The following is a 25,244-nucleotide window of genomic DNA, read 5'->3' on the forward strand; positions in this document are numbered from 1 at the left end:
TCACTCCCATCCGATGCGAGAAACGGCGGAAAAGTTCGGGGGCACGCCGGGATTCCCCGACTCAGGTGACCCGAAGGGACCGGAGTATGCCGTCCGTGACGGTCCTGTCGACGGCGCCCTTCTGCCGTACCTGGACGTACACCTGCGGCTCGCTCTCCCCGCCGGCCGGGCGCAGGGCCGCCTCCTGGATCGAGCCGCCCGCGCCGGCGCAGCCGCTCCAGCTGCGGACACTGCCCTTCCACTCGGTGCCGGTGAAGGCGCGGCTGCCGTCGTAGTGGCAGCCGGAGTGGGAGAGGGCGTCCACCTTGGCGGAGACGTCCCCCTTCTCGCTCACGCCGATGAAGACGCCGTTCACCGCGGTCGTCAGGTCCTGCCACTCGGACACGTCGTCGGCGACCTCCAGACCCGGCTGCTGTCCGGGGGCCAGCCCCAGGGCCTGCGGGTTCCAGCCGGAGTTCCGCAGCTCGCCCGCCCACCCGGAGGGCACCTCGGCCACCACCCGGCCGGTGGAGTCGGCGACCCGCGTCTCCTCACCCGCCGACCCGTTCCGGTCGATCATCGTGACCGCGAGGGCGGTGCCCCCGGCCGCGAGGACCGCGGCGACGGTCAGCGTGACCGCGTTGAGCCGCCTGCGGACACCGTCCAGGCGCCGGGGACGGCGCGCCCTGCGGCCCGCCGCGGCCGCCGCCAGCCGGTCCAGCTCGTCCGCGAAGGCCTGCGCGGACGGCCAGCGCCGCTGCCGGTCCGGCTCCAGGGCCCGCAGCAGGGCCCGCTGCACGTCCTCCCCGAGATCGGGCCGCAGCCGCTCCGGCCGGATCACCCGCCCGGGCGCCCCCGGCACCGTCCCGGTGACCAGTTCGTAGCCGACCGCGCCCAGCGCGTAGACGTCGGCGCGCGCGTCGATGCCCTCGCCGGGCTCGGCCTGCTCCGGCGGCTGGTACCCCGCCGAACCGGCGGCCAGGGTCAGCCCCGACGCCTGCGCCAGGCTCTTCGCCAGCCCCAGGTCGGCCAGCAGCACCCGCCGGGTGCCGTCCTGCGCGGTGCGCAGCAGCACGTTGGTCGGCTTGATGTCCCGGTGCACGATCCCCGCCCCGTGCAGGTCCTGCGCGCCGCGCGCCGCCAGCGCGGTCAGCCGCAGCGCGTCGGGGATCGGGAGCGGGCCGCCGCCGAGCAGGTCGGCGAGGGTCCCCGCGTCGGCGTACTCCATCACGAAGTACGGCCGCCCGTCCGGGAGTTCGCCGATGTCGTAGACCTGCACCACGCGCTTCGAGTCGGCCCGCCGCAGCAGCCGCGCCTCGGACAAGAAGCGGTCGTGGATGTCGAGCCGGTGGGACCAGTTGTCGGCGAGCACCTTCACCGCGACCGGGGCGTCCAGCTGGTCGTCGTGGGCGAGCCAGACCGTCCCGAAGGCACCGGTGCCCAGGCGCTGTCCGAGGCGATAGCGGCCGATCCGCTCCAGGGGTTGCATACGACTATCATGCCTGTCCTGAGATCGACTTCGAGGGGGACCTCCCGTGCCGGACGCCGCGCTGACCGAAGACCTCGCCCGGCAGGCCGCCGCCGGCGACCAGGCGGCTCTGAACCAGCTGCTCTCCGAGGTCTGGCCGGACGTCGTACGACGCTGCGGGCGGTTCCTGCCGTGCCGGGAGGACGCCGAGGAGGCGGCCCAGGACGTGCTGCTGCAGATCTCCCGGAAGATCTCCACGTTCGAGGGCCGCAGCCGCTTCAGCACCTGGCTGTACACCGTCGTCGCCAACTGCTCCCGGCAGAAGTACCGAGACCTCAAGCGCCGGGCGGCGGAGCAGCCGGCGACCATCGAACCCACCGCGCACGTCGACCCGCGCACGACGAGTGTGATCGCCGGGTCCCGCATCGATCTGCTGGAGGCGCTGGACCGGCTGGAGCGGGAGCACCCGCAGCTGGTCGCGCCGCTCGTCTACCGGGACATCTGCCAGCTGGACTACGCCGAGGTCGCCGAGCGGGTGGGGATCCCGCTGGGCACCCTGAAGTCCCGGCTGCACGAGGCGCGCAAGCAGGTCCGGCCCTGGCTGAGCGCGCCCTGACAGCGGAAAGGGCCGCTCGTCGGCGGCCCGCAACATACACAGGGGGGAGGGCTTCTCCTCTCCCTTCTCAACGTATAGCGCACCGGGGGGCTTGTGGCAAGGCCCCCCTCGTCCCGCACAATCGCAGGCCGAAGCCAGGAACCGCGGTATGTGGGGGATGCGCGACATGCGTGTGCTGTTGATGGGATATGGGTCGCGCGGCGACGTCGAGCCGCTGGCGGGACTCGCGGTGGCGCTGCGCGAACTCGGCGCCGAGGCCCGGGTGTGCGCACCGCCGGATCAGGAGTTCGCGGAGCTGCTGGCCCGTGCGGGCGTGCCGCACGTGCCGTTCGGGCCGTCGGTGCGCGCGCTGGTGACCCGGCCGAACCCGGCTCCTGAGGACGCGTTCAAGCTCGCGCCCGAGCTGGTGGCCGCGCACTTCGACACGGTCGGCCCGGCGGCCGAGGGCTGCGACGCGATCGTGGCGAGCGGCCTGATGCCGGCCGGTGCGCGGTCGGTGGCCGAGAACCTGGGCATCCGCTACGTCCTGGCCTGCTACCACACGGCGGGGCTGCCCTCCTCGCGTTTCCCGCCCGCGAGAAGGCCTGGCCGCCCGGCCCCCGCCGACGCCGACCTGCCGACGCTGTGGAAGGTGGACGCCGAGCGGGTGAACGCCCTGTACGGCGACGCGCTCAACACCCACCGGGCCGCGCTCGGCCTGCCCCCGGTGGACAACGTCCGCGATCACGTCCTCACCGACCGGCCGTGGCTGGCGGCCGATCCGGGGCTCGCCCCGTGGCAGGAGATGACCGACCTCGACCTCGTCCAGACCGGCGCGTGGCTGCTGCCGGACACCCGACCGCTGCCGGCCGACCTGCTGGCGTTCCTGGCGGCCGGCCCGCCGCCGGTCTACGTCGGCTTCGGCAGCATGGCCATGCGCGGCGCGCCGGACGCCGCCCGGGTGGCCGTCGAGGCGGTACGTGCCCAGGGCCGCCGGGTGCTGATCGGCCGTGGCTGGGCCGACCTCGCTCCGGGGGACCTCGCCGACTGCTTCGCCGTCGGCGAGGTCAACCACCAGGCGCTGTTCCGCCGGGTCGCCGCCGTCGTCCACCACGGAGGCGCGGGCACCACGACGACGGCCGCCGTGGCGGGGGTGCCCCAGGTGGTCGTCCCCCAGCTCGTGGACCAGCCGCACTGGGCCGCCCGGGTCGCCGCACTCGGCATCGGCGCGGCCCACGACGGCCCGGTACCGACCGTCGGCTCGCTCTCGGCCGCGCTCGCGACCGCCCTCACCCCCGAGACCCGTGCCCGTGCGGCCGCCGTGGCCGGCACGATGCGCACCGACGGAGCCACCGTGGCCGCACGGCTGCTCCTCGGCGGCGCCTGAGTCGCCGTACACGACCCCGTGGCCGCACGGCCGCTCCTCGGCGGCGCCTGAGCCGCCGTGACACGACCACCTCGGGCGCTGCCCGACCGTACGGCCCCGCCGCGCGGGCGCGACCGGCCACGACGGCCCCGCGACCCGCCCGTCACCCACCACACCCCGCGATCACCCCCCGACGGCGGCCGCCGTCCGGGCCCCCGTGTCCACCCGTTCTTCCCGTCCTCCCCGGACGCCCTGCCGTGCGTGCCCGCGGCCCGCACGGCCACCCCACGGAGCTGATTCTTTGAACCCCCTGACCACCAGCGCCTTCGACCTGCCCGAACGGCTCGCCGCCAAGGCCGACCCGGCCCTGATCGCCGACGACGAGCGGCAACTGGCCGCCGTGGCCGAGTGCCTCGCCCAGACGATCGCGGAACTGTCCGACCGCCTCGACGCCGAGCTCAGGGCGCCCGGCGGCACCGGCCGGGCCGCGATGGACCGGGACATCGAGGTCCACCGGCTGACCGGGCGCCTGCGCACCCTGCGCCGCTTCGGCCTGGACCTGTGCCTGGGACGCATCGTCGCCGCCGACGACCCCGAGCCCGTGTACATCGGCCGCCTCGGCCTCACCGACAGCACGGGGCGCCGGCTGCTGATCGACTGGCGGTCGCCCGCCGCCGAGCCGTTCTTCGCGGCCACCCACGCCGACCCGGCGGGGCTGCGCAGCAGGCGCAGGTACCGCTGGACGGACGGCCGGATCAGCGACTACTGGGACGAGGTGTTCACCGCCGACGGACTCGACGGGCACGCCGCGCTCGACGACCAGTCCGCGTTCATCGCCAGTCTGGGCGCCGACCGCTCGGAGCGGATGCGGGACGTCCTCGCCACCATCCAGGCCGACCAGGACGCGATCATCCGCGCCGGATCCCGCGGCGCCCTCGTCGTCGACGGCGGCCCGGGCACCGGCAAGACGGTCGTCGCCCTGCACCGCACCGCCCACCTGCTGTACTCCGACCCGCGGCTCGGCCACCGCCGGGGCGGGGTGCTGTTCGTCGGCCCGCACCGGCCCTACCTGAACTACGTCTCCGACGTCCTGCCGAGCCTCGGCGAGGAGGGCGTGCAGACCTGCGTCCTGAGGGATCTCGTCGACGAGGGGGCCACGGCCGCCGTCGAGACCGACCCGGAGGCGGCCCGGCTGAAGTCGTCCGCGGACATGGTGCGGGCGATCGAGACCGCCGTCCGGTTCTACGAGGAGCCCCCGGAGCGGGGGACGACGGTCACCACCGACTGGGGCGACCTCCGGCTGACCGCGGACGACTGGGCCGACGCGTTCCGGGCACCGGCTCCCGGCACCCCGCACAACGAGGCACGCGACCAGATCTGGGAGGAGCTGGCCGCCATCCTGCTGGAGAAGTACCGCGGCGACGACGTGGCGCCCGCGGAGTTCCGCGGATCGTTGCAGCGGGACCGGGACCTGGTCGACACCCTCGACCGCGCCTGGCCGCTGCTGGAGCCGACCGACCTGGTCGGGGACCTCTGGTCGGTGCCCGCCTACCTGCGGCTGTGCGCCCCCTGGCTCGGCCCGGACGGCGTACGCAGGCTCCAGCGCGCCGACGCCCAGGCCTGGACGGTGTCCGACCTGCCGCTCCTGGACGCGGCCCGACAGCGGCTCGGCGACCCGGAGACCTCCCGGCGCAGGCGCCGGCAGGAGGCCGTGCTCGCCGCCCAGCGCGAGCGCATGACCCAGGTCGTCGACAACCTGATCGGGGCCGTCCGGGACTCGGGAGCCGACGGCGACGACGGCGAGGGCCTGGTGATCATGCTCCGCGGCGAGGACGCCGCGGTCAGCCTGGTCGACGAGTCCGAGCTGGCCGTCCCCGCTCCCGACCTGCTGGCCGGCCCGTTCGCCCACATCGTCGTCGACGAGGCCCAGGAGCTCACCGACGCGGAGTGGCAGATGCTGCTGCTGCGCTGCCCGTCCCGCAGCTTCACCATCGTCGGGGACCGCGCCCAGGCACGGCACGGGTTCACGGAGACCTGGCAGGAACGCCTGGCACGGGTCGGGCTCGACCGGATCGAGCTGGCCTCGCTCAGCATCAACTACCGCACCCCGGAAGAGGTCATGGCGGAGGCCGAGCCGGTGATCCGGGCCGTGCTCCCGGACGCCAACGTGCCGACCTCGATCCGCGGCGGCGGCCTGCCCGTGGTCCACGGATCCGTGTCCGAGCGGGACGAGATCCTCGGCACCTGGCTCGCCGGCCACGCCGAGGGCGTCGCCTGCGTGATCGGCGACCCCTCGTTCACACCGACGCCCCGGGTCAGCGCGCTCACCCCGGAACTGTCGAAGGGACTCGAATTCGACCTCGTCGTCCTCGTCGACCCGGAGAGGTTCGGCACAGGCGTGACGGGCGGCGTGGACCGCTACGTCGCGATGACCCGGGCGACCCGGCAGCTGGTCGTCCTGACCAGCGACTGATCAGCGCCCCCAAGGGGCGCTGGGTGAGGAACCGCGCGACCAGCCACGACGGCGCCGCGGTCGACGCACGCGCCTGGGCCGGAGCCAGGTCAGCCCGCGGGCCGGGGAGCACGCAGATGGGCGCGCTGCCTCAGCTCCTCGGCCTCGACCAGCTCCAGCATCGGCTTGCCCGGCGCGCACATCATGGTGACCACGAACTCGGTCCTGGCGTCGGCGAGCGCGTTGCCGTCCTGGTAGTGGATGACGTCGCCGCCCGGCTCCCAGAACGTGCCGCCGGCCTCGACGATCCGCTCGGGCTCACCCTCCAGCTCGAAGCGGACCGCGCCCTCGACGACGTACCCGAACGCCGGGCCGGTGTGGCGGTGCGGTGGGGTTCCGGGATCGCCGGGTTCCCACTGGACGCGGATGGTCATCGCCGACGCGCCCTCGGGGATGGTGAGGGGAGCGGCGTCCTGGAGCACCTGCGCCGCGCGGATCCAGTTCGGGGCGTCCGGAGCGTCGCCGGGATGGGCGTGCTGTGGGTCCTCCGACACTGAACCGTCCTTTCCGCGTGCGGTGCCGAGCGTGACCGACTGTACGTCCGGCGGCCTCGTGACCGTTGCTTTCGCAATCGGCGGGCGTCGACGTGTCGCGGGCGCCCGCTACGGCCCGGCGACCGCCACGCCCAGTTCGGTCGCCGCGCGCACGGCGAACCAGACCTCGGTGAAGGCGGCCGTCGTCGACAGGTCCCGGCCGGTCACCTCGCCGAATCGGCGCAGCCGGTAGGCGAGGGTGTTGGGGTGGATGTGCAGTGCCGCGGCGGCGTCCTCGGTGCGCCGGTCGCGTTCCATCCAGGTGCGCACGGAGACCAGCAGCTGGGACCCGTGCGCCTGGTCGTAGCGCAGGGCCGCGCCGAGGACCTGCTCGACGAGGGCGGCCAGCAGCCGGCGGTCCTCCGGCAGCCAGCGCCCGGTGGCGTCCTCGCCGTAGTGGAGGAGCGGCTTGCCCGCCTCCTCCGCGCGGCCCGCCGCCCATTCCGCCTCCTGCAGGGCGACCCGCAGCGGCTCGCCGACGGTGACGGGCCGGCTCACCCCGCACACCGCGTCCGGCAGCTCGGCCAGCGCCTCGGTGAAGCCGGGCTCGGCCAGCACCAGCCGGTCCTCGCCGCGGCGCAGGATGAGGTGCGGGTGGCCGGACAGGGCGCCGGCCAGCTGCTCGTCCTGGGCGCGCCGGAGCACCGCGAGGACGACCGGCCGCCGGGCGTCCAGACCGTGGTGGTCCAGCCTGCGCTGGGCGCCGGCCGCGTCGAGGGTGTCCTGGAGCAGCTCGGCGAGGGTTTCCGCACCCTCCCGCCGCAGCACCTCGCGCTCCTGGCGCACCATCGCGAGCCGCAGGGCGGCGACGGTGGCCAGGTGCTGGACGACGGCCAGCCCGGCCGGACGCGCGCCGGCCTGTTCCAGCGCCACCAGATAGCCGGCCGCGCCGCCCGGGCCGAGGACGGGCAGCACGAAGCCGCCGGGCACGGTAGGCGGGGCGTCCGGGTGTGCCGGGAGCACCGACAGGTCCTCCGGTGCCGGGACACCGGGCAGCAGCGGGCGCCCCTGGGGGGTGCACAGGAAGATGCGGTAGCCGCTGAGCTGCTCCAGGCGGTCGAAGAGCGCGGGGATGTCGAGGTCCTCCTCGGCCATCCAGCGCAGCGCGCCGAACACCTGGAGCTGGGCGCCCAGCCGTTCGGCGGACTTCTCGCTGACCGCGGCGGCGACCTCCTGGGCGATGGTCACGAAGGGAACGGTGAGCGGCACTTCCAGGACCGGGAAGCCGCGCTCCCCGGCCGCCGCGAGGAAGGCCTGCCGCAGCGGCGGGGTGCGCAGCTGGGTGCTGAGAACCAGCGCCGCGACGCCCGCGTCGTCGAGGCGCTCCAGATAGCGCCGCTGCGCAGCCCCGCCGCGCGGTACCGCGAGGCCCACGGTCATGAGGACCTCCGAGCCCTGCAGCCACGGAGTGGGGTCCTCCAGCTCACTGACGTGCGCCCAGGAGACCGTACGGCCCAGGCCGGCACCGCCCGCGAGCAGACGCATCTGCAACGCCGGGAAGGACAGCAGGTCGCCCACGGTGAGGACGGAGCGCGGAGTCGCTTTGTGGTCGGGCACAAGCCCACTGTAGTTCTTCGTGCCGTCGACAATTGACCCTCTTGGCCGGCCGTCCGCACACTGAGGCATCGATCCCCCCGCCACCGGAACCACCAGCTCCGGTCCAGGGTCCGCCCACCCGGCGGTGTACGCCCAGGCTCGACAGGAAGGTTCCCCATGACGACCGAGCCCCGTGGACCCGTGGACTCCTCCCGGATCCCCCGCTACGCGGGACCCGCGACCTTCGCCCGGCTGCCGCGTCTCGACGAGGTGACCCGCGCGGACATCGCCGTCGTCGGCGTGCCCTTCGACACCGGCGTCTCCTACCGGCCCGGCGCCCGGTTCGCCCCGGCCGCCGTCCGCGAGGCGTCCCGGCTGCTGCGTCCCTACCACCCGGCGCTCGACGTGTCCCCGTTCGCGACGGCGCAGGTCGCCGACGCCGGGGACATCCCGGTGAACCCCTTCGACATCAACGAGGCGATCGAGACCGTCGAGCACGAGGCCTCCCGCCTCCAGGCCGACGGCACGAAGCTGGTGACCATCGGCGGCGACCACACCATCGCGCTGCCCCTGCTGCGCGCCGTCGCCAAGCGGCACGGGCCGGTCGCCGTGCTCCACTTCGACGCCCACCTCGACACCTGGGACACCTACTTCGGCGCCGAGTACACCCACGGCACCCCGTTCCGCCGCGCCGTCGAGGAGGGCATCGTCGACACCGAGGCGCTCAGCCACGTCGGCACCCGCGGCCCCCTGTACGGCAAGCGGGACCTGGAGGAGGACCGCCGGCTCGGCTTCGGCATCGTCACCTCCGCCGACGTGCTGCGCCGCGGCGTCGACGAGACCGTGGACGCGCTGCGGCAGCGCATCGGCGACCGGCCGCTGTACGTCTCCGTCGACATCGACGTCCTCGACCCCGCACACGCCCCCGGCACCGGCACCCCGGAAGCCGGCGGCATGACCTCGCGTGAGCTGCTGGAGATCCTGCGCGGCCTCGCCGGGCTCCACCTCGTCGGCGGCGACGTCGTCGAGGTCGCCCCCGCCTACGACCACGCCGACATCACCTCCGTCGCCGCGTCGCACGTCGCCTACGACCTGATCAGCCTGTTCACCCTGGACTCCGCCGGCCCTCGCGAGGAGCAGACATGACCACCAGCCCCCCAGCGGAGCAGCACGACGCCCCGTCGCTGACCGAGATCGAGACCTACGGCGTCGAGCGCATCCCCGACGCCGACCGCACCGCCCGGCCGCTCGACCTGTTCCGGGTCGCCTTCGGCGGCGCGAACACCTTCGCCACCTGCGTCCTCGGCGCCTTCCCGATCCTGTTCGGGCTCTCCTTCTGGCAGGGCCTGGCGGCCACCGGCCTGGGCCTCGCCGTCGGTGCGCTGATCCTGGCCCCGCTCGCCGTGTTCGGCCCGCTGAACGGCACGAACAACTCGGTCTCCTCCTCCGCCCACCTGGGGGTGCACGGCCGGGTTGTCGGCTCCTTCCTCTCCCTGCTGACCGCGGTCGCGTTCTTCTCGATCTCCGTGTGGTCCTCCGGCGACGCCCTGGTCGGCGGCGCGCACCGGATGTTCCACCTGCCGACCAATGAGGGCGTGTACGCGCTGGCGTACGGGCTGTTCGCCGCGCTGGTGCTGACGGTGTGCATCTACGGCTTCCGGTTCATGCTCTTCGTGAACAAAATCGCGGTGGCCGCCGCCTCGCTGCTCTTCGTCCTCGGCCTCTTCGCCTTCGGGGGCGACTTCGACCCCGGCTACCAGGGCAGCTTCCACTCGCTGAGCACCCCGGGCTTCTGGCCGGCGTTCATCGGCTCCGCGCTGATCGTGCTCTCCAACCCCGTCTCGTTCGGGGCGTTCCTCGGCGACTGGGCCCGCTACATCCCCGCCGACGCCCCGCGCCGCCGGGTCATGGGCGCGGCGTTCCTCTCCCAGATCGCGACGATCCTGCCGTTCTTCTTCGGCCTGGCGACCGCCTCGATCATCGCCGCCAAGGCCGGGAACTTCCTCGACCCGAGCGCCCCGGACTACGTCGGCGGCCTGCTCGCCGTCTCGCCCTCCTGGTACTTCCTGCCTGTCTGCCTGCTCGCCCTGATCGGCGGCATGTCCACCGGCACCACCTCGCTCTACGGCACCGGCCTCGACTTCGCCAGCGTCTTCCCGAGGTTCAGCCGGGTGCAGGCCACCGTGTTCATCGGCGTCCTGTCGATCTCCTTCATCTTCATCGGCCGGTTCGCCGCCAACCTGACCCAGTCCATCTCCACCTTCGCGACGCTGATCATCGTCTGCACCGCGCCGTGGATGGTCATCATGACCCTGGGCTTCCTCACCCGCCGCGGCTGGTACGACCCCGACTCGCTGCAGGTCTTCAACCGCCGTCAGCGGGGCGGGCGTTACTGGTTCACGCACGGCTGGAACTGGCGCGGTATGGCCGCCTGGCTGGCCGCCGCCCTGCTCGCGGTCCAGTTCGTCAACCTCCCCGGCCAGTTCGTCGGCGCCCTCGGCGACCTCGCGGGCGGCGTGGACATCTCGCTGCCCGTCGGCCTGGGTCTCGCCGCGGTCCTCTACCTGGCCCTGCTGTGGCTCTTCCCCGAGCCCCGCGCCGTCTTCGGTCCCGAGGGCCCGCGGCTGGTGCGCGCCGCCGACACCCCGGTGCCGCCCATCACCGCGGCCGACGGCGCGGTCGTCGCCGCCCCCGAGCCCGCGGAGGTGTGAGCGGGATGCGCCTGATCGACCTGTCCGTGCCGCTGCGCACCGGCATGCCGGTCTACCCCGGCGACCCGCGGGTGGACATCCGCCCCGCGCTCACCGCCGCCCACGACGGCGTCAACGTCCTCCAGGTGCACATGGGTTCGCAGTCCGGCACCCACGTGGACGCACCATCCCACATCGAGGACGGCCTGCCCACGCTGGACCAGCTCCCGCTGAACCGGTTCGACGGCCCCGCCCACATCGTCGACGCCCGGGGCCTTCCGCCCCGGGCGGCCATCGGCACCGACCTGCTCGCCCGCGTCCCGGCGGACCGGATCGTGCTGATCGCCACCGGCTGGTCCGCGCACTGGGGCACCGACGCCTACCACGACCACCCCCACCTGACCGAGGCGGCGGCCGCCCTCCTCGTCGCCCGCGGCATCCACACCGTCGGCATCGACGCCCTCAGCGTCGACCCGACCCCCGGCGACACCCTCCCCGCCCACCGCATCCTGTGCGGCGCCGACGCCGTCATCGCCGAGAACCTCACCAACCTCGCCGAGGTCCTGGACGCCCAGCACACCGGCCACGACGTCCACGTCACCCTCTTCCCCCTGCACCTGCCCGGCGCGGACGGCGCACCCGTCCGCGCCGTGGCCCGGATCTCGGAGCCGAAGCCTTGAGCCACGACCACGACACCGTCCTCGCCGCGGCGGACGCCCTGATCTCCGCCTTCGCCGAGGGCCGCACCGACGACTACTTCGCCGCCTTCGCCCCCGACGCCACCTTCGTCTTCCACACCACCGGCCGGCGCCTGGACTCCACCGCGGAGTACCGCGCCCTCTGGCAGCAGTGGACCGACGAGGACGCCTTCCGCGTCCTCGCCTGCGACTCGAGCGACCGCCGCCTCCAGCTCCTCGGCGACACCGCCGTCTTCACCCACTCGGTGACCACCCGCATCTCCACCACGGCCGGCGAGGACGTCCTCCACGAACGCGAGACCATCGTCCTCCACCGCACCGACGGCGACGCCTGGCAAGCGGTCCACGAGCACCTTTCCGCCGCGACTGTCTGACACCAACGGTTCAGCAGCGCCCCGTCAGGGGCGCGGGGAACTGCGCGACCAGCGACGACGGCGCCGCAGTCGGACTGGGACCTGGCGATCGGTTCGCGGTCACCTGTCTGCGGCGACTGTCTGGAGACTGCGGCTTGGCAACGCGCCCCGTCAGGGGCGCGGGGAACTGCGCGACCAGCCACGACGGCGCCGCAGCCGGACGGAGACCTGGCGATCGGTTCGCGGCTACCTGTCTGCGGCGACTGTCTGGAGACTGCGGCTTGGCAACGCGCCCCGTCAGGGGCGCGGGGAACTGCGCGACCAGCGACGACGGCGCCGCAGTCGGACTGGGACCTGGCGATCGGTTCGCGGTCACCTGTCTGCGGCGACTGTCTGAAGACTGCGGCTTGGTAACGCGTCCCGAGGGGGCGCGGGGAACTGCGTGACCAGCGACGACGGCGCCGCAGTCGGCCGACGGCACCAGGCGGCACTCTCAGCGGAGTTCGTCGTCCTCGAAGAGCGACAGCTCCGCCCAGATCGTCTTGCCCTCCGCGGTGTGCCGGGTGCCCCACCGCTGGGTCAGCTGGGCCACCAGCAGCAGGCCCCGGCCGCCCTCGTCCCAGGTCTTGGCCCGGCGCAGGTGCGGAGCGGTGTGGCTGGTGTCGGAGACCTCGCAGATCAGGGTGGCCGTGTCGTGGATCAGCCGCAGCCCGATGGGGTGGGCGCCGTACCGGATGGCGTTGGTGACCAGCTCGCTGACCACCAGCTCCGTCGTGAAAGCGGCCATGCTCAGGTCCCACACGTCGAGCTGCTCGACGACCTGCTTGCGGATCGGTGCGACCAGGGCCGGGTCCGCGGGGATGTCCCAGGACGCCACCCGGGCCGGCGGCAGTCCCCGCGTGCGGGCCAGCAGCAGGGCCACGTCGTCGGCCGCGCCGCCGGACGGCAGCAGGGCGTGCAGGATCCGGTCGCAGGTCTCGTCCAGCGAGTCGCTGTACGCCGCCAGCGCCTCGTGGAGGAGCCGTCGGCCGGTGTCCGGGTCCCGGTGCCGGGAGGTGATCAGCCCGTCCGTGAACATCGCCAGGACCGTGCCCTCGTCCAGCGTCACCTCGGCCGACTCGAACGGCAGCCCGCCCAGGCCCAGCGGGGGTCCGGCGGGCAGGTCGAGCCGGTGCGGGAGGTGGCCCGGACGCAGCAGTACGGGAGGCGGGTGCCCGGCGCGGGCCAGTGTGCAGCGCCGCGACACCGGGTCGTAGACGGCGTACAGGCAGGTCGCGCCGACCTCTCCGGTGCTGCCCTCGCCGCCCTGCTCCTCGGAGAGCCGCAGCACCAGGTCGTCGAGGTGGGTGAGCAGCTCGTCCGGGGCCAGGTCGATGTCGGCGAGGGTGCGTACGGCGGTCCGCAGCCGGCCCATGGTCGCCGAGGCCTGCACACCGTGGCCGACGACGTCCCCGACGACCATGGCGACCCGCAGCCCGGACAGCGGGATCACGTCGAACCAGTCGCCGCCCACCCCGGCCCGTGCCGCCGGCAGGTAGCGGGAGGCGGCCTGCAGGGCGGCGGTGCGCGGCAGCGTCCGGGGCAGCAGACTGCGCTGCAGGGCCAGGGCGGTCTCGCGCTCGCGCGAGTACCGGCGGGCGTTGTCGATGCAGACGGCGGCCCGGGCGGTGATCTCCTCGGCGAGCAGCACGTCGTCGGGCCCGAAAGGGTCGAGCCGCCGGTGCCGCCGGAACACCGCGACCCCCAGGGTGGTACCGCGGGCCTGGATCGGCACCGACATCGAGGAGTGCACGCCGAACTCGCGCACCCGCTCCCCGCGGGCCTTGTTCCAGCTCAGCCAGTCGTCCAGCTCACCGGACGACACCGAGGCCACGATCGTGTGCCCCGCGGTCAGCGAGTCCGCCTGCGGTGAGGCGGCCGGGTAGACCTCGGTCTGCCCGGGCTTGAGGACCGCCTCGGGCACGCCGGGGAGCACGGACTGGTGTGCGATGCGGCGCAGGGTGACCGGCGCGGTCAGCCGGGCCGGGAGGTCGCCGCCGTCCTCCGGCGGGTCCAGCAGGTCGACGGTGACGAGGTCGGCGAGGGCCGGGACGCAGACGTCCGCCAGCTCCTGGGATGTCCGTACGACGTCGAGGGTGCTGCCGATCCGCACGCTCGCCGCGTTGACCAGCTGGAGCCGCTCCCTGGCCAGGTAGTTCTCGGTGAAGTCGTGGGCGGCCAGGCTCACGCCCCACACCCGCCCGGCGGCGTCGGTGACCGGCGCCAACCGGGCCAGCCAGGCGTGCGCCCGGTCCTCGTCGCCGATCCGCAGGTACGTCTGCACGTCCAGCGGCCGGCCCGAGGCCAGCACCCGGAGCATGCTCAGCTCCAGGTCCCCGCTCTCCTGCCTGCCACCGATCTCCGTGACCCTGAGCCCCTGGACCCGTTTTTCGGGCAGCCCGATGACCTGGGCCATCGCCTCGTTCATCCGGCGCAGCCTGAGCTGGTCGTCGTAGACCGCGATGGCGCACGGTGACTGCGTCAGCGCGGCCGTGGCCAGCGGATCGTCCGGGGTGCGCGGCCCGCCGTCGTCCAGCGGGGAGACCAGCACCCAGTGGCCGGGCCGCCCGTCGTGGGCCGGGGTGTGGTGGGCGAGCAGCCAGACCGGGACCGTGCGGCCGTCGCGGTGGCGGAGTCCGAGGGTGCCGTCCCAGCGGGTGCCGACGGGTGCGCGCGGCACGGCGTCCCCGGCCAGCAGCAGCGCCGCGGGGCGGCCCACGACTTCCTCGGCCGGGTGGCCGAGGAGCCGCCGCGCGCCCTCGCTCCACTCGGTCAGAGTGCCGTCCTCGTCGATGACAGCCCGGGCCGTCGCCGCGTCGTCGAAGGGGTAGACCCGGCTCATCTCGCCACTCCCAAGCGCACACTCACAGTCAACAGGTGCACCACTCGTGTTCAGCGTAGTGCTTCGGACCCTCCCGTGACCGGCAAGCGGCGAGGGGCGGCCGGTCGGGGCCGGGCCCTGTCCGGGGTGCCGAACGGGGACCGGCCGCCGGGACGAAAGGGGTGGGCCGAGGCTTCCGGACCCTTGACGGGCACAAGTACCACCCCGTCAGAATTCTGCGCACCGCCGGTGCCCGCACGCCGTCCGTCTCACCCCGACCGCAAGTCCACGGCCGCGTACGGGCGTTCGCCGGTCTTCGCGACCGCCGAGATCGTCCACTCACACGGCGTGGTGATACCCGACGCCGAACACCTCATCTCCTTCGCGGTCACCGGCGGTTCGCGCGCCGGGCCCGACAACGGCCGTGCGGGAGACGGCTCAGCCCAGCATCGGCTGCAGCGCGCCCTCGTGGGTGAGCAGCCGTACCTTGTTCTCGACCCCGCCCGCGTACCCGCGCATCGAGCCGTCGGCGCCGATCACGCGGTGGCAGGGCCGGATCACGAGCAGGGGGTTGGCGCCGACCGCGGCGCCCACCGCCCGGATCTCGGACCGGGGCACGCCCAGCCGTGCCGCCAGTTCGCCGTACGTCGTCGTGGTGCCGTACGGGATGTCGTCGAGCGCCCGCCACACCTGCTGCTGGAACTCCGTCCCCCGGGCGGCGCGGGGCAGGTCGAAGCGGGTGCGCCGGCCGCCGAAGTAGGCGTTCAACTGGCGTACCGCCTCGGCGAACGGGCGGTCGGCGCGGACGGTCCCGGCGCCGCGCCGCGCCGGCAGGGAGAGTGCCGTGAGGACGAAGCCGTCGGCTGACTCCGCGCCGGTCAGGCACAGCTCGCCCAGCGGGCTGTCGTACACGGTGTACACGTCCATCTCATCCATCCGGTGCCTCACTCGCCGTCGCTCTCGTCGTGACACCGAGTCTGGCGCGGCGCCACGCCGCCGACCGGCGGAAAACGGACATGGTTCCCGGGTCCCGCTGGTACCGTGAAGAGTCGGTCTTGACCTGCGGGTATTTACGGTGGAGTACCCTCGCGGTACCGTGAAGGGCATGCCAGCTCTCAACGTGGAGTTCAGCGACCGCGAGCTTGAGGACCTGAGGCAGATAGCCAAGGAGCGCGGTACGTCGATGAAGGCCCTTGTCCGTGAGGCGGCCGCCGCCGACATCGCCCGGCACCGGGCGCTGCAGGAAGGGGCGGAGGAATTCCGCCGTTTCTTCGCGGCGCACGCCGCCGAGTTCGCCGCGGCGTTCCCGGACGACGAGCGGCCGCCCGCGAAGGGCGAGGCCGCCTGAGCCATGCCGCCGGTCATCCACATCGACGTGCCCTGGCTGCTCCAGCGCCATGAGGAAGTCATGCCGGAGCAGCCCACCATCAACGACTTCTCCGCGCTGGTCGCCGCCGTCGCCCGGCACCGGGTCGACCCGCCGCGTCTCGGTGTGGACTCCGACGCCGCCTGGCGGGCCGGGAGCGTGCGCGCGGGGCCGGTGCGGGCGCGCGGTTCACACGGGGTGCGCGGAATGTGAATGCGGCCATGAAGGGGCAATAGCCGCCGCCACCTTTCTGACTTTCTGTCAATGCCGTCGATGTTGTTCGGGCGCCTTGTTGCTTGTGTGAGACTTGTGCGAGGGTGAATACCCGCGCGGGGTAATGGCCTGGTCCAATTAGGCAGTTGAGGAACGCGACCGACACCGTGCCGGCGAATTCCCGCCCTCCGCAGGCGCACCGAAGAGGTACGCACCACCGCACCTAAGGAATCCGCTCCGTGTCCACCCCCCTCCCGCCTCGACCTTCCTGTCCGCCGCCGGGCGGTGGTGCGGGGGAGTCCGACGAGTCCCTCGCCGCGCCGCTGCGAGCCGGGTCGGACATCGAGGCCTCCCGGTCCGCCGCGCTGCTCATGGCCCGGCACTGGCGGCCCGTCCAGGAGTACGCGGTCATCTGCCTGGCCGCCTCGGGGCCCGTCGCGCACATGGTCGCGGCGGCCGCCTTCCACCAGGTCCTCGACCGGGTGGCCCTCGGTGAGACGGCCGACGCGATCCGGCCGCGCCTGCTGGTCTCGGTCCGGGACACGGTGGCCAACTGGGCCGTCGAGGACCGAATAGCCGAGGTTCTCCCGGACCTCGGGAAACCGGCCGGCGGGCGTGGTATGCGTGCCACGAAGTCCATGACCCCGGAAAACCGCATGCTCGCGGAGCGTTCATTCCTGGGCCTTCCGGCGCTCGCCCAGAGCCTGCTCTGGCACGCCGAGGTGGAGGCGGAACCGATAACCGTACCGGCCGGTCTGTTGGGCATGGACACGACAACCGCGTCAGCGGCTCTCGAAGACGCCCGGGAGAGATTCCGTGAGGGCTGCGTCCGCGCCCACCGGGAACTCGCGCCGTCCCAGGAGTGCCGGTACTACAACCGGCTCCTCGACGTGCCCATCCGCCGCGGCGGTGCCCTGCTGCCGGACGTCCAGGCGCATCTCGCGGAGTGCCCGTACTGCAGGGCCGCCGCCGAGCAACTCGGCCATGTCGAGGGCGGACTGGGCGTCCTGCTGGTCGAGGCGGTGCTCGGCTGGGGCGCCCGCCGCTACCTCGACACGCGCCCGGGGCGCAAGGGCGGTGCGGAGGTTCCCCTCACCCGTGCGGCCGCCCGGCGCGCCGGAGGCGGCGGTCGGCGGCGCGCGGCCGACCGGACGACCCGGATCCTCGCCCGCATCCCCGTGCCGGTGCGCCGTCCGCCCGGCTCCTGGTCGTCGAAGACGCTGCTGACGAGTGTCGGGGTGGCCGGCGCGGGACTGCTCGCCTCCGTGCTCGCCGTCAGCACGCTGTCCGGCGGCGGTGAGGGCAGCGACGCCGTCGCCACCGCGGGCCTGGTGCCCGGCGACTCCGAGCCCGAGGCGACGCCCACCTCCGGCACGGCAGGGCTGCCCGCCGCCGACCACACGACCCGGCTGCGCAACGCCGCCGCCCAGCTCTGCCTGGACATCAACGGCGAGCCGAAGACGGGGACGAGCGTCGTGCTCGCCGTGTGCTCCTCGGCCTCGACCCAGCAGTGGACGTACGAGAGCGACGGGGAGCTGCGCAGCGCGGCCGGCCCGGACCTGTGCCTGGACTCGCACGCGGACGCCGGGGTGGTCATCCTCGGTGCCTGTGCCGGCGAGGGCGCCCAGCGCGGCGCCGACGTGCGCTACGACCTCACCGCCCAGGGCGAGTTGCTGCCGCGCTGGGACGAGACCCTCGCCCTCGGGACGGGCGGGGTGGACCCCGGCTCCGACATCGTGGTCAAGGTCCGCGACCACACCAGCGGCCAGCGCTGGCTGACCGACGCGCCGGTGCCGGCACAGAGCCGTGGCTCGCTCTCCATCGCCGGGAGCGGGGGGCCTTCGGCGCAGCCGGCGGGGCTGGCCGGCCACTAGGCGCTGCGCGGGGAGGCCGTGGGCGTCGTGGGTCGTCCGCGGGGCCGTCGTGGGTGGTCGCGAGGTTCCTCCCCCCGCCTTCGGCCGGGCGTACCCCCAGCGCCCCTTCGGAGCGCGTTCAGTCCTGGTCGGCGTCCGGGCCCTGGGACCGGACGCGTTCCACGTGTTCCAGGGAGTCGCGGAGTTCCGTCAGCCAGTCGTCGGTGTGGCGCTGGACGAGGCGTACGCACCAGGCCAGTGCCTCGCTGCGGCTGCGTGCCACGCCGCCGGCGATCAGGGTGTCCAGGACCTCCCGCTCGGGCTGGCGCAGCCGGGTCATCACCGGCGCGGCCACATGCGTGAACAGCGCCCGCTGCCCCGAACACACCACGCCCCAGGAGACCTTGCGCCGGAACTGGTGCTCCGCCTCCCGCGCGACGGCCATCCGGCCCTCCCGGGTGCGCTCCCGGAACTCCTGGATCCGGCCCTGTACGGCCCCCTCCCGCTCTGCGTCCGACGCGCCGTCCGCGAGTTCGGGGCCGGGGATGCGCCCGATGACGGTGACCTCCTCGCGGTCGACCGTCACCTCGACCAGTTCCTCGAAGAGGCCGTCGGGCAGGCGGCCGGCGAACCAGCCGCGAACCTTGTCTCGCTGCTCTTGAGTAATCATGTAATGACGATTACTCCGTTGCAGAGCGAAGGCAAGGGCTTGCCCGGAAGTCCGCCGACAGCGGAAGCGGAATGTTTCAGGACGATTAACGAGGCGATGAGATCGCGCCATCTGGCTGCTTCGGGCGATCAAGAACCGCTCCGTTGAGCGGCCGACGCGTTCGAATTCCGTGACTTCACGCCACTGCTTCAATACGCAAGGTTACTGAAACCCGTGGGGTCGATGTGTGTTTCCGCGGCGGACTCGGCAGAGTGGCGCCCGCCGCCCCGGCACCCACCGGGCCGAGGGCGGCACCCGTCGAACCGAGCGGAAGGATGCACACAATGCGAACCACCGCGCGCTGGGCAGCGGCCATCGGCCTCACGGCCGCCGCCGTCTGCGGACCCCTGACGGGGGCCGCCGTCGCCGCCCCGAGCTCGCTCTACGCCCCCTCGGCCCTGGTGCTCACCACCGGCCACGGCACAGACGCGGCCACCGCCACGCCCGAGCGCGCCGTCACCCTGAACTGCGCCCCCAGCGCCTCCGGGACCCACCCGGCGGCCGCCGAGGCCTGTGCCGATCTACGCGGCGCCGGCGGTGACCTGAACGCCCTGGTGCCCAGGGCCGACGTGTGGTGCACCAAGCTCTACGACCCCGTCGTGGTCACAGTGGAAGGCGTCTGGCAGGGCAAGCGCGTCTCCTACGAGCACACCTTCGGCAACCAGTGCATGCGGGACGCCTACGGGACGAACGTCTTCGCCTTCTGAGCCCGGGATCGCACGGTCCTCGTGACTGCCGGACAGGTCCGTAACTGGGGAGTGCGGCCCCTGGAGCGGGAACCTGCGATCTCGCACCGGGGGGCGGACGGGTGGTGTGGGGCTGCCCGTCCGACCCCCGGCATCACCGCCGCTTCCCGGCGTTCCCGTCCTGGGGAATGCCGGGGAGCGGCGGAAGACGTCCCGGCAGCCGCGGCCTCGCTGGAGCCGAACAGCCGGGAAACCTCGCCGGGGTGGCCCTTTCAGGGGTGCTGGGGGTACCCCGGCCGACGGCTGGTGGAGGGACTGCGCGACCAGCCGCATCACACCCGCTGACGACAACGGCGAGGGGCCACCGTCTCCCTGCTGACGGCGGCCCCTCATTGCCTGCGGCTCTGCGGAAGCTACATGTGGACGACCGGCGCCGCGTCCGGGTCCTGCTGCGGCACCCCCTTGCGGAACAGCACGAAGGCGATGACCCCGCCGACCGCGAACATCCCGGCCGACCACCAGAACGCGGTCGTGTAGCTCTCGATCGTCGCCTGCGCCTGCACCAGCTTGCTGGTCGCGTCCTTGCCGGCCAGGTAGCCCGTCGCCGCGCTCGCCGCCAGCGTGTTGAGCAGCGCCGTACCGATCGAACCGCCCACCTGCTGCATGGCGTTGACCGTCGCGGAGGCGACGCCGGCCTCGTCGGCCGTCACCCCGCCCGTTCCCAGCTGCATGGCCGCCGGCATGACCAGGCCCAGGCCGAGGCCGGTGATGATCAGCTGCGGCAGCACCGCGCTGACGTAGCTGGAGCCGACGCCGATCCCGGTCAGCCAGATCATGCCGACCACGGAGACCGCGAAGCCCAGCGGGACGACCAGCTTGGGGCCGATCCGCGGCACCAGAACCTGGGTGCCGATCTGTGCCGTCACCATCAGGCCGCCGATCATCGGCAGGAACGCCGCGCCGGTCTTCGTCGGGCTGAAACCGAGGTTCAGCTGCAGGTAGTAGGTGAGGAAGAGGAACACGCCGAACATGCCGCCGGCGGAGATCAGCACGGCGAGGAGCGAGGCCCCCCGGTCGCGGTCCATCAGGATGCCCAGCGGCAGCAGCGGGTGCTCGGTCTTGGTCTGCCACCACGTGAAGGCGGCCAGGAACACGACACCGGCGATCAGGAAGCCCCAGGTCAGCGGCGAACCCCAGTCGTGCGACTCGGCGTTGGAGAAGCCGTAGACCAGCGAGAACAGACCGGCCGCGACCAGGACCGTGCCGGGGACGTCCAGCTTGGCGTTCCCGGCGTCGCGGTGGTTGTGCAGCAGCGTCATGCCGCCCGCGAAGGCGACGACCGCGATCGCGACGTTCACGTACAGGGTCGAGCGCCAGTCGAACGTGTCGGTGAGGACACCGCCGAGCAGCAGGCCCACCGCACCGCCGGCACCGGCGATGGCGCCGTAGACACTGAACGCCCGGGCCCGCTCGCGGGCGTCGGTGAACGTGGTGTTGAGGAGCGAGAGCGCGGTCGGGGCCAGCAGCGCGCCGAAGGCGCCCTGGAGGGCCCGCGCGGTGACCAGCATCCCGAAGCCGTTCGCGGCACCGCCCAGCGCCGACACGGCGGCGAAGCCGGCGACCCCTATGAGGAAGGCGGTCTTGCGTCCGAACAGGTCGGCGATCCGGCCGCCGAGCAGCAGCAGGGACGCGAAGCTGAGGGCGTACGCGGTGACGATCCACTGCCGGTTGCCGTCGGAGAACCCGAGGTCTGCCTGGGCGGACGGGAGGGCGATGTTCACGATGGTGGCGTCGAGCACCACCATCAGCTGGGCGATGGCGATGACCGCGAGGATCCACCACCGCTTGGAGGAGGCGACCGGCGGTGCCTCCTCGGTACCGACGCGGACGTCGTCGGTCAAAGTCTTCTCAGACATGCGAGAACCACTCCAGGGAAGTCGTTCGGGATTTACCAAGAAGCCGTTTCGTTGCCACGGCATCTCCCACGCCGCGAACGAAACGGTTTCGTACACATCGAGCCTAGACCACTTTCAGCGAAACGGCAACGTTTCGCTGGGAGGGGGCGCACCGCCCGTCGTGGAGTGTATATTCCTTGACAGGAATATAACCGCCTGGGCATATTGAAGCCATGTCCGCCGACACTCTCTGGACCGCCCTCGCCGACCCGCACCGACGTGCCATAGTCGGCCTCCTCCTCGCCCGCCCGCGCCCCGTCGGCGAGATCGTGGACGCCTGCGGCCTCAGCCAGCCCGGCACGTCCAAGCACCTCAAAGTGTTGAGGGAGGCGGGCCTGGTCCGGGTGCGGCAGGACGCGCAGCGCCGCGTCTACGCCCTGGACCCGACACCCATCGCCGAACTCGACGCCTGGCTGGCCCCCTATCGCCGGCTGTGGAACAGCAGCCTGGACACCCTGGGCCGCCGCCTGGACGAGACGGCGGACGATCCGGAAGCCCCCACCTCGAAGGACTGATCCCCATGCCCGCCGAACTCACCGGCACCTACGTCACCCTCGACGACGGCCGCCCCGCCGTCCGCTTCAGCCGCCTGTACGGCCACCCCGTCGACCGCGTCTGGCACTTCGTCACCGACCCCGACGAACTCGCCGGGTGGTTCCCCTCCCGTGCCGAGTTCGACCTGCGCTCCGGCGGCTCCGTCAGGTTCACCGGCGATCCGAACATGCCCGAGTCGCACGGCACCGTGCTCGCCGTCGACCCGCCCCGCAACCTCACCTTCGACTGGGGCGGCGACGAGATCCGCTTCGACCTGGAGGACGCCGGGCCCGACGGCACCCGCTTCACCCTCACGCACGTGCTGGGCGAGGAGAACACCGCCGCCCGCAACAGCGCCGGCTGGGAGGTCTGCCTCGCCGCCCTCGACGCCAAGGCCCGCGGTGAGCGCTTCCCGGCCCCGCACGCCGGCGTCACCGCGCCCTGGAAGGAGTACTACCAGGGCTATCTCGACGCCGGCCTGCCCTCCGGCGCCCCCGTCCCCGGCCTCGGCGCCTGACCGGTCACGCCAGCTGCCGTCGCACCAGTTCGTGCAGGCGCCCGCCGGTGTCGGCGAGCAGCTGGGCGGGCGGGCCCTGCTGGGCGACCTTGCCGTCCTCCATCACGATCACCCGGTCGGCGTCCAGGACCGTGGACAGCCGGTGGGCGATCACGATCCGGGTGGCGTTCAGCTTGCGGGTGCTCTCGATGACCGTGCGCTGGGTGTCGTTGTCGAGCGCACTCGTCGCCTCGTCGAAGAAGAGGATGCGCGGGCGCCGGATCAGCGCCTGGGCGATCATCAGCCGCTGCCGCTGGCCGCCGGAGATCGCACCGCTTCCGGCGACGATGGTGTGCAGTCCCATCGGCATCCGCTTGATGTCCTCCGCGAGTCCGGCCATCTCGGCCGCCGCCATCGCCTCCTCGGGGGTGTACGGCTCGGTGCCGCAGATGACGTCCAGGATCGAGCCGGTGAACGGCTGCGCGTGCTGGAGCACCACCCCGCACTGGCGGCGGACCGCCGACTGGTCGAGGGCGCCCAGGTCCTGGCCGTCGTACAGCACGCTTCCGGAAACCGGTTTGTCGAAGCCGATCAGCAGCCGCAGCAGGGTCGACTTGCCGCAGCCGCTGGGGCCGACGACCGCCACGAACTCGCCCGGGCGGACGGCGAAGGAGACGTCGTCCAGGACCAGCGGACCGTCGTCCGAGTAACGGAAGGACAGGCGCCGGGCCTCCACGGCGCCGGACAGCGGGCCGGGGCGGGTGCTTGCGGTGCGGACCTCGGGGGCGGCCTCCAGGACCGGCTTGATCTCCTCGAAGAGGGGGAGCGCGGCCACCGCCGACACGAAGGAACCGGTCAGCTGGGTGACCGAGGTGAGCAGCATCGTCACCGACGTGTTGAAGGTGAGGAAGGCCGCCGCGTCCATGGCGCCCCGCGCCGGGCCCGCGAGCAGCATGAACATCAGCAGGGTGCAGACCGGCAGGTAGACCGAGCCCAGCACCGTGGTCAGGTTCTTGATCCGGCCCACCTTCTGCTGGAGCTCCCGGCTGCGCGCGAACTCGCCCGCCCAGGCCGCGTACGCGTAGTTCTCGGCGGCCGCCACCCGCAGCTTGGGCAGGCCCCGCAGGGTCTGGAAGGCCTGGTTGTTCAGCTTGTTGCCGAGCACCACGAGCTTGCGCTGCCAGCGCACCTGCCACAGCCCGAGCCCGAGGAACAGCGCGCCGATGACGACCAGCATGGCAAGCGCCGCCAGCGCCATCGGCACGCTGAACCAGAACAGCAGACCCAGGTTCATCACCCCGACGGTCACCGACTGGGCGACCACCGGGCCGACCCCCGCCAGCAGCCGGCGCATCGCGCTGACGCCCATCGCCGCGCTGGCCAGCTCACCGGTCGAGCGCTGGGTGAAGAACCTGGTCGGCAGCCGCAGCAGCCGGTCCCAGACGGCCGGTTGCAGGGTCGCCTCGATACGGCCCTCCAGGCGCAGGATGGTCAGGTTCTCCAGCAGCGTGAACGCGGCCGACACCACGGCGCTGACGATCACCGCCAGGCAGACCTGCACGATCAGGTCCGTCTGGGCCTTCGGCACGTAGTCGCCCAGCACCCTGCCGGTGGCGATCGGCACCAGGGCGCCGATCGCCACGGTCACCAGCCCGGCCAGCAGCAGGTTGGCCAGGTCGCCGCGCGTACCGCGCAGGCTGAACCGGAGCAGGCCGAGCGGGCTGAGCGCCTTGTCGGGCAGCGGCCGGTAGAACATCACCGCGCGCGGCTCGAACTCCGGCGCGTTCGCCTTCTCGATCGGGGTCTCGCGGCCGGTCGCCGGATGGACGGCCACATAGCCGCCCCGCCGCCACAGCAGGGCCACCGGAGCGCCGGACAGGGCGCGGTGTCCGACCAGCGGGCCGACGTTGTCGTGCCACCAGCGCCCGTCGAGCCGTATCGCCCGGGTGCGGACCCGGGAGGCGAGGGCCACCCGTTCGACCGGGTCGATGCGGTCGCTCTCGGTGCCGCCCTGCGCGGGCTCGGCGAGGGTGATGCCCGCGGCCTCGGCGACCAGTCTGCAGGCCGCGTAGGAGGCGTCGGCGTCGGCGGCCGTGGTGCGCTTGGCCGCCTTGCCGATGGAGGCGAGGAGCGTGCGGTCGGCCTGGGCCCGGACCGCCTCACCGGCCTTGATACCGGCCGCCGTCCGCGTCTCGTGGGTGCGCTCCAGCTGCTCGATCCACCGGTCGAGGGTGGTGAGCAGCCGGTACTGCTGGTCGACCATGCTCTGCCACAGCGCGGGGTCCATCAGCAGGTCGGCGGCCGCCTCCGCGCCGTACAGCGAGCCGTACTGCACGCTGCCCGGCGGCACCTGCATCCAGAAGACGTCGTCGTCGGTGGGGGCCGTGGCCCGCTCGCCGTCGGTCATCGGGGCCTGGAAGAGAACGGACAGGCCGCGGCCGACGCCGAGCGCGAGCGCGTACTCCACGGGGCTCGTGGTCGGCGGGACGTACTGGGGGGTGCCGTACTCGTCGTAGGACCAGGTCTGGGTGCTGGACGGCTGGTACAGCTCGCGCAGGCCGATGCGGTGCACGACGCAGTCCCGCAACGGGCGGGCCACCAGCGTGTGCTGCGGTCCCGCGACCGGGCCGAGCAGCAGCGCGCCGGCCTCCAGGCGGCCCAGGTGGTGCCAGTGGCCCTGCTGTTCGGCGTCCACCGCGAACAGGTCGAGGGCGCCGGACGCCACCAGCCACAGCACCTGCGGGCCTTCGAGGTCGAGGCGGGTGAAGCCGGTGCAGTCGATCCGGTTGCCCAGTGCCCCGAACGCCCCGAGTACGAGGTCGCCTTGGTCCACGGTCGTCAT

General features: G+C 73.1%; 20 protein-coding genes and 1 pseudogene. 13 read left to right on the plus strand and 8 right to left on the minus strand.

Features of this window, described 5'->3' with window-relative positions:
• Positions 1–61: 61 nt before the first annotated feature.
• Entirely contained in the window at positions 62–1,468 is a 1,407-nt protein-coding gene (locus BLW82_RS38980; RefSeq protein ID WP_093506646.1) for a serine/threonine-protein kinase, read from the minus strand.
• A gap of 46 nt (positions 1,469–1,514) precedes the next feature.
• On the opposite strand from BLW82_RS38980, the gene BLW82_RS38985 reads away from it, so the two are divergent.
• From BLW82_RS38985 to helR, 3 genes are all read left to right on the plus strand, one after another.
• Positions 1,515–2,063 carry an RNA polymerase sigma factor gene (locus tag BLW82_RS38985; protein ID WP_093506648.1) on the plus strand — a complete coding sequence of 183 codons (549 nt, stop codon included), beginning with the start codon at positions 1,515–1,517 and terminating at the stop codon, positions 2,061–2,063.
• Positions 2,064–2,229: 166 nt separating this feature from the next.
• Entirely contained in the window at positions 2,230–3,429 is a 1,200-nt protein-coding gene (locus BLW82_RS38990; RefSeq protein WP_093508506.1) for a glycosyltransferase, read from the plus strand.
• 280 nt (positions 3,430–3,709) lie between these two features.
• Positions 3,710–5,881, plus strand: coding sequence for an RNA polymerase recycling motor ATPase HelR (gene helR / locus BLW82_RS38995; RefSeq protein WP_093506650.1), 2,172 nt, complete (start codon positions 3,710–3,712; stop codon positions 5,879–5,881).
• An 89-nt stretch (positions 5,882–5,970) separates the two neighbouring features.
• Here helR and BLW82_RS39000 read toward each other — a convergent pair whose 3' ends face one another.
• Positions 5,971–6,414, minus strand: a complete 444-nt coding sequence (locus BLW82_RS39000) for a cupin domain-containing protein (RefSeq protein WP_093506652.1) — start codon at positions 6,412–6,414, stop codon at positions 5,971–5,973.
• 108 nt (positions 6,415–6,522) lie between these two features.
• Positions 6,523–8,010, minus strand: coding sequence for a PucR family transcriptional regulator (locus BLW82_RS39005; RefSeq protein WP_256216100.1), 1,488 nt, complete (start codon positions 8,008–8,010; stop codon positions 6,523–6,525).
• A gap of 156 nt (positions 8,011–8,166) precedes the next feature.
• On the opposite strand from BLW82_RS39005, the gene speB reads away from it, so the two are divergent.
• Genes speB through BLW82_RS39025 form a run of 4 tightly spaced genes read left to right on the plus strand, consistent with a single transcriptional unit; the run spans position 8,167 to position 11,751 of the window.
• Positions 8,167–9,135 (plus strand): agmatinase, encoded by a 969-nt coding sequence (gene speB, locus BLW82_RS39010; protein WP_093506656.1) that lies wholly within the window; start codon positions 8,167–8,169, stop codon positions 9,133–9,135.
• Positions 9,132–10,700 (plus strand): purine-cytosine permease family protein, encoded by a 1,569-nt coding sequence (locus BLW82_RS39015; RefSeq protein ID WP_093506658.1) that lies wholly within the window; start codon positions 9,132–9,134, stop codon positions 10,698–10,700. Before speB ends, BLW82_RS39015 begins: the two co-directional genes overlap by 4 nt.
• Positions 10,701–10,705: 5 nt before the next feature.
• The gene (locus BLW82_RS39020) at positions 10,706–11,359 is read left to right on the plus strand and encodes a cyclase family protein (RefSeq protein ID WP_093506660.1); all 654 of its coding nucleotides are present in this window, start codon (positions 10,706–10,708) and stop codon (positions 11,357–11,359) included.
• Positions 11,356–11,751: a nuclear transport factor 2 family protein gene (locus tag BLW82_RS39025; protein WP_093506662.1), complete on the plus strand. Its 396-nt coding sequence runs from the start codon at positions 11,356–11,358 to the stop codon at positions 11,749–11,751. The genes BLW82_RS39020 and BLW82_RS39025 overlap by 4 nt, the downstream gene beginning before the upstream one ends.
• 472 nt (positions 11,752–12,223) lie before the next feature.
• Here BLW82_RS39025 and BLW82_RS39035 read toward each other — a convergent pair whose 3' ends face one another.
• Positions 12,224–14,611: a SpoIIE family protein phosphatase gene (locus BLW82_RS39035; protein ID WP_093506664.1), complete on the minus strand. Its 2,388-nt coding sequence runs from the start codon at positions 14,609–14,611 to the stop codon at positions 12,224–12,226.
• A 417-nt stretch (positions 14,612–15,028) separates the two neighbouring features.
• Positions 15,029–15,517: a methylated-DNA--[protein]-cysteine S-methyltransferase gene (locus tag BLW82_RS39040; RefSeq protein ID WP_093508507.1), complete on the minus strand. Its 489-nt coding sequence runs from the start codon at positions 15,515–15,517 to the stop codon at positions 15,029–15,031.
• Between the two features lie 178 nt (positions 15,518–15,695).
• On the opposite strand from BLW82_RS39040, the gene BLW82_RS39045 reads away from it, so the two are divergent.
• From BLW82_RS39045 to BLW82_RS39055, 3 genes and pseudogenes are all read left to right on the plus strand, one after another.
• Positions 15,696–15,938 carry a hypothetical protein gene (locus BLW82_RS39045; protein ID WP_093506666.1) on the plus strand — a complete coding sequence of 81 codons (243 nt, stop codon included), beginning with the start codon at positions 15,696–15,698 and terminating at the stop codon, positions 15,936–15,938.
• A gap of 3 nt (positions 15,939–15,941) precedes the next feature.
• A pseudogene (locus BLW82_RS39050) lies at positions 15,942–16,118 on the plus strand (toxin Doc); the annotation flags it as partial.
• Between the two features lie 290 nt (positions 16,119–16,408).
• Entirely contained in the window at positions 16,409–18,043 is a 1,635-nt protein-coding gene (locus tag BLW82_RS39055; protein WP_093506668.1) for an RICIN domain-containing protein, read from the plus strand.
• Between the two features lie 118 nt (positions 18,044–18,161).
• Here the strand turns inward: BLW82_RS39055 and BLW82_RS39060 are convergent, their stop codons facing one another.
• A complete protein-coding gene (locus BLW82_RS39060) occupies positions 18,162–18,692 on the minus strand; it encodes a hypothetical protein (protein WP_093506670.1) in 531 nt (176 codons plus the stop codon).
• A 323-nt stretch (positions 18,693–19,015) separates the two neighbouring features.
• On the opposite strand from BLW82_RS39060, the gene BLW82_RS39065 reads away from it, so the two are divergent.
• Entirely contained in the window at positions 19,016–19,438 is a 423-nt protein-coding gene (locus tag BLW82_RS39065) for a subtilase-type protease inhibitor (protein ID WP_093506672.1), read from the plus strand.
• 392 nt (positions 19,439–19,830) lie between these two features.
• Here the strand turns inward: BLW82_RS39065 and BLW82_RS39070 are convergent, their stop codons facing one another.
• The gene (locus BLW82_RS39070; protein WP_093506674.1) at positions 19,831–21,333 is read right to left on the minus strand and encodes an MFS transporter; all 1,503 of its coding nucleotides are present in this window, start codon (positions 21,331–21,333) and stop codon (positions 19,831–19,833) included.
• A gap of 212 nt (positions 21,334–21,545) precedes the next feature.
• Here BLW82_RS39070 and BLW82_RS39075 point away from each other — a divergent pair, with 212 nt between their 5' ends.
• Both BLW82_RS39075 and BLW82_RS39080 read left to right on the plus strand, forming a co-directional pair.
• The gene (locus BLW82_RS39075; protein ID WP_093506676.1) at positions 21,546–21,887 is read left to right on the plus strand and encodes an ArsR/SmtB family transcription factor; all 342 of its coding nucleotides are present in this window, start codon (positions 21,546–21,548) and stop codon (positions 21,885–21,887) included.
• Between the two features lie 5 nt (positions 21,888–21,892).
• Complete coding sequence (locus BLW82_RS39080; protein ID WP_093506678.1) at positions 21,893–22,423, plus strand: SRPBCC family protein; 531 nt, start codon at positions 21,893–21,895, stop codon at positions 22,421–22,423.
• Between the two features lie 4 nt (positions 22,424–22,427).
• Here the strand turns inward: BLW82_RS39080 and BLW82_RS39085 are convergent, their stop codons facing one another.
• The gene (locus BLW82_RS39085; protein ID WP_093506679.1) at positions 22,428–25,244 is read right to left on the minus strand and encodes an NHLP bacteriocin export ABC transporter permease/ATPase subunit; all 2,817 of its coding nucleotides are present in this window, start codon (positions 25,242–25,244) and stop codon (positions 22,428–22,430) included.

The organism is Streptomyces sp. Ag109_O5-10 (assembly GCF_900105755.1).
GTDB lineage: Bacteria > Actinomycetota > Actinomycetes > Streptomycetales > Streptomycetaceae > Streptomyces.

Excerpts from the sequence above, each read along its gene's own strand:
- BLW82_RS39080 (WP_093506678.1), top strand. The coding sequence starts at position 21,893 with ATGCCCGCCGAACTCACCGGCACCTACGTCACCCTCGACGACGGCCGC.
- BLW82_RS39045 (WP_093506666.1), top strand. The coding sequence starts at position 15,696 with ATGCCAGCTCTCAACGTGGAGTTCAGCGACCGCGAGCTTGAGGACCTG.
- BLW82_RS39085 (WP_093506679.1), bottom strand. The coding sequence starts at position 25,244 with ATGACGACCGTGGACCAAGGCGACCTCGTACTCGGGGCGTTCGGGGCA.
- BLW82_RS39040 (WP_093508507.1), bottom strand. The coding sequence starts at position 15,517 with ATGGACGTGTACACCGTGTACGACAGCCCGCTGGGCGAGCTGTGCCTG.
- BLW82_RS39070 (WP_093506674.1), bottom strand. The coding sequence starts at position 21,333 with ATGTCTGAGAAGACTTTGACCGACGACGTCCGCGTCGGTACCGAGGAG.
- BLW82_RS39035 (WP_093506664.1), bottom strand. The coding sequence starts at position 14,611 with ATGAGCCGGGTCTACCCCTTCGACGACGCGGCGACGGCCCGGGCTGTC.
- BLW82_RS39015 (WP_093506658.1), top strand. The coding sequence starts at position 9,132 with ATGACCACCAGCCCCCCAGCGGAGCAGCACGACGCCCCGTCGCTGACC.
- speB (WP_093506656.1), top strand. The coding sequence starts at position 8,167 with ATGACGACCGAGCCCCGTGGACCCGTGGACTCCTCCCGGATCCCCCGC.
- BLW82_RS39020 (WP_093506660.1), top strand. The coding sequence starts at position 10,706 with ATGCGCCTGATCGACCTGTCCGTGCCGCTGCGCACCGGCATGCCGGTC.
- BLW82_RS38990 (WP_093508506.1), top strand. The coding sequence starts at position 2,230 with ATGCGTGTGCTGTTGATGGGATATGGGTCGCGCGGCGACGTCGAGCCG.
- BLW82_RS39060 (WP_093506670.1), bottom strand. The coding sequence starts at position 18,692 with ATGATTACTCAAGAGCAGCGAGACAAGGTTCGCGGCTGGTTCGCCGGC.
- BLW82_RS39065 (WP_093506672.1), top strand. The coding sequence starts at position 19,016 with ATGCGAACCACCGCGCGCTGGGCAGCGGCCATCGGCCTCACGGCCGCC.
- BLW82_RS38980 (WP_093506646.1), bottom strand. The coding sequence starts at position 1,468 with ATGCAACCCCTGGAGCGGATCGGCCGCTATCGCCTCGGACAGCGCCTG.
- BLW82_RS39075 (WP_093506676.1), top strand. The coding sequence starts at position 21,546 with ATGTCCGCCGACACTCTCTGGACCGCCCTCGCCGACCCGCACCGACGT.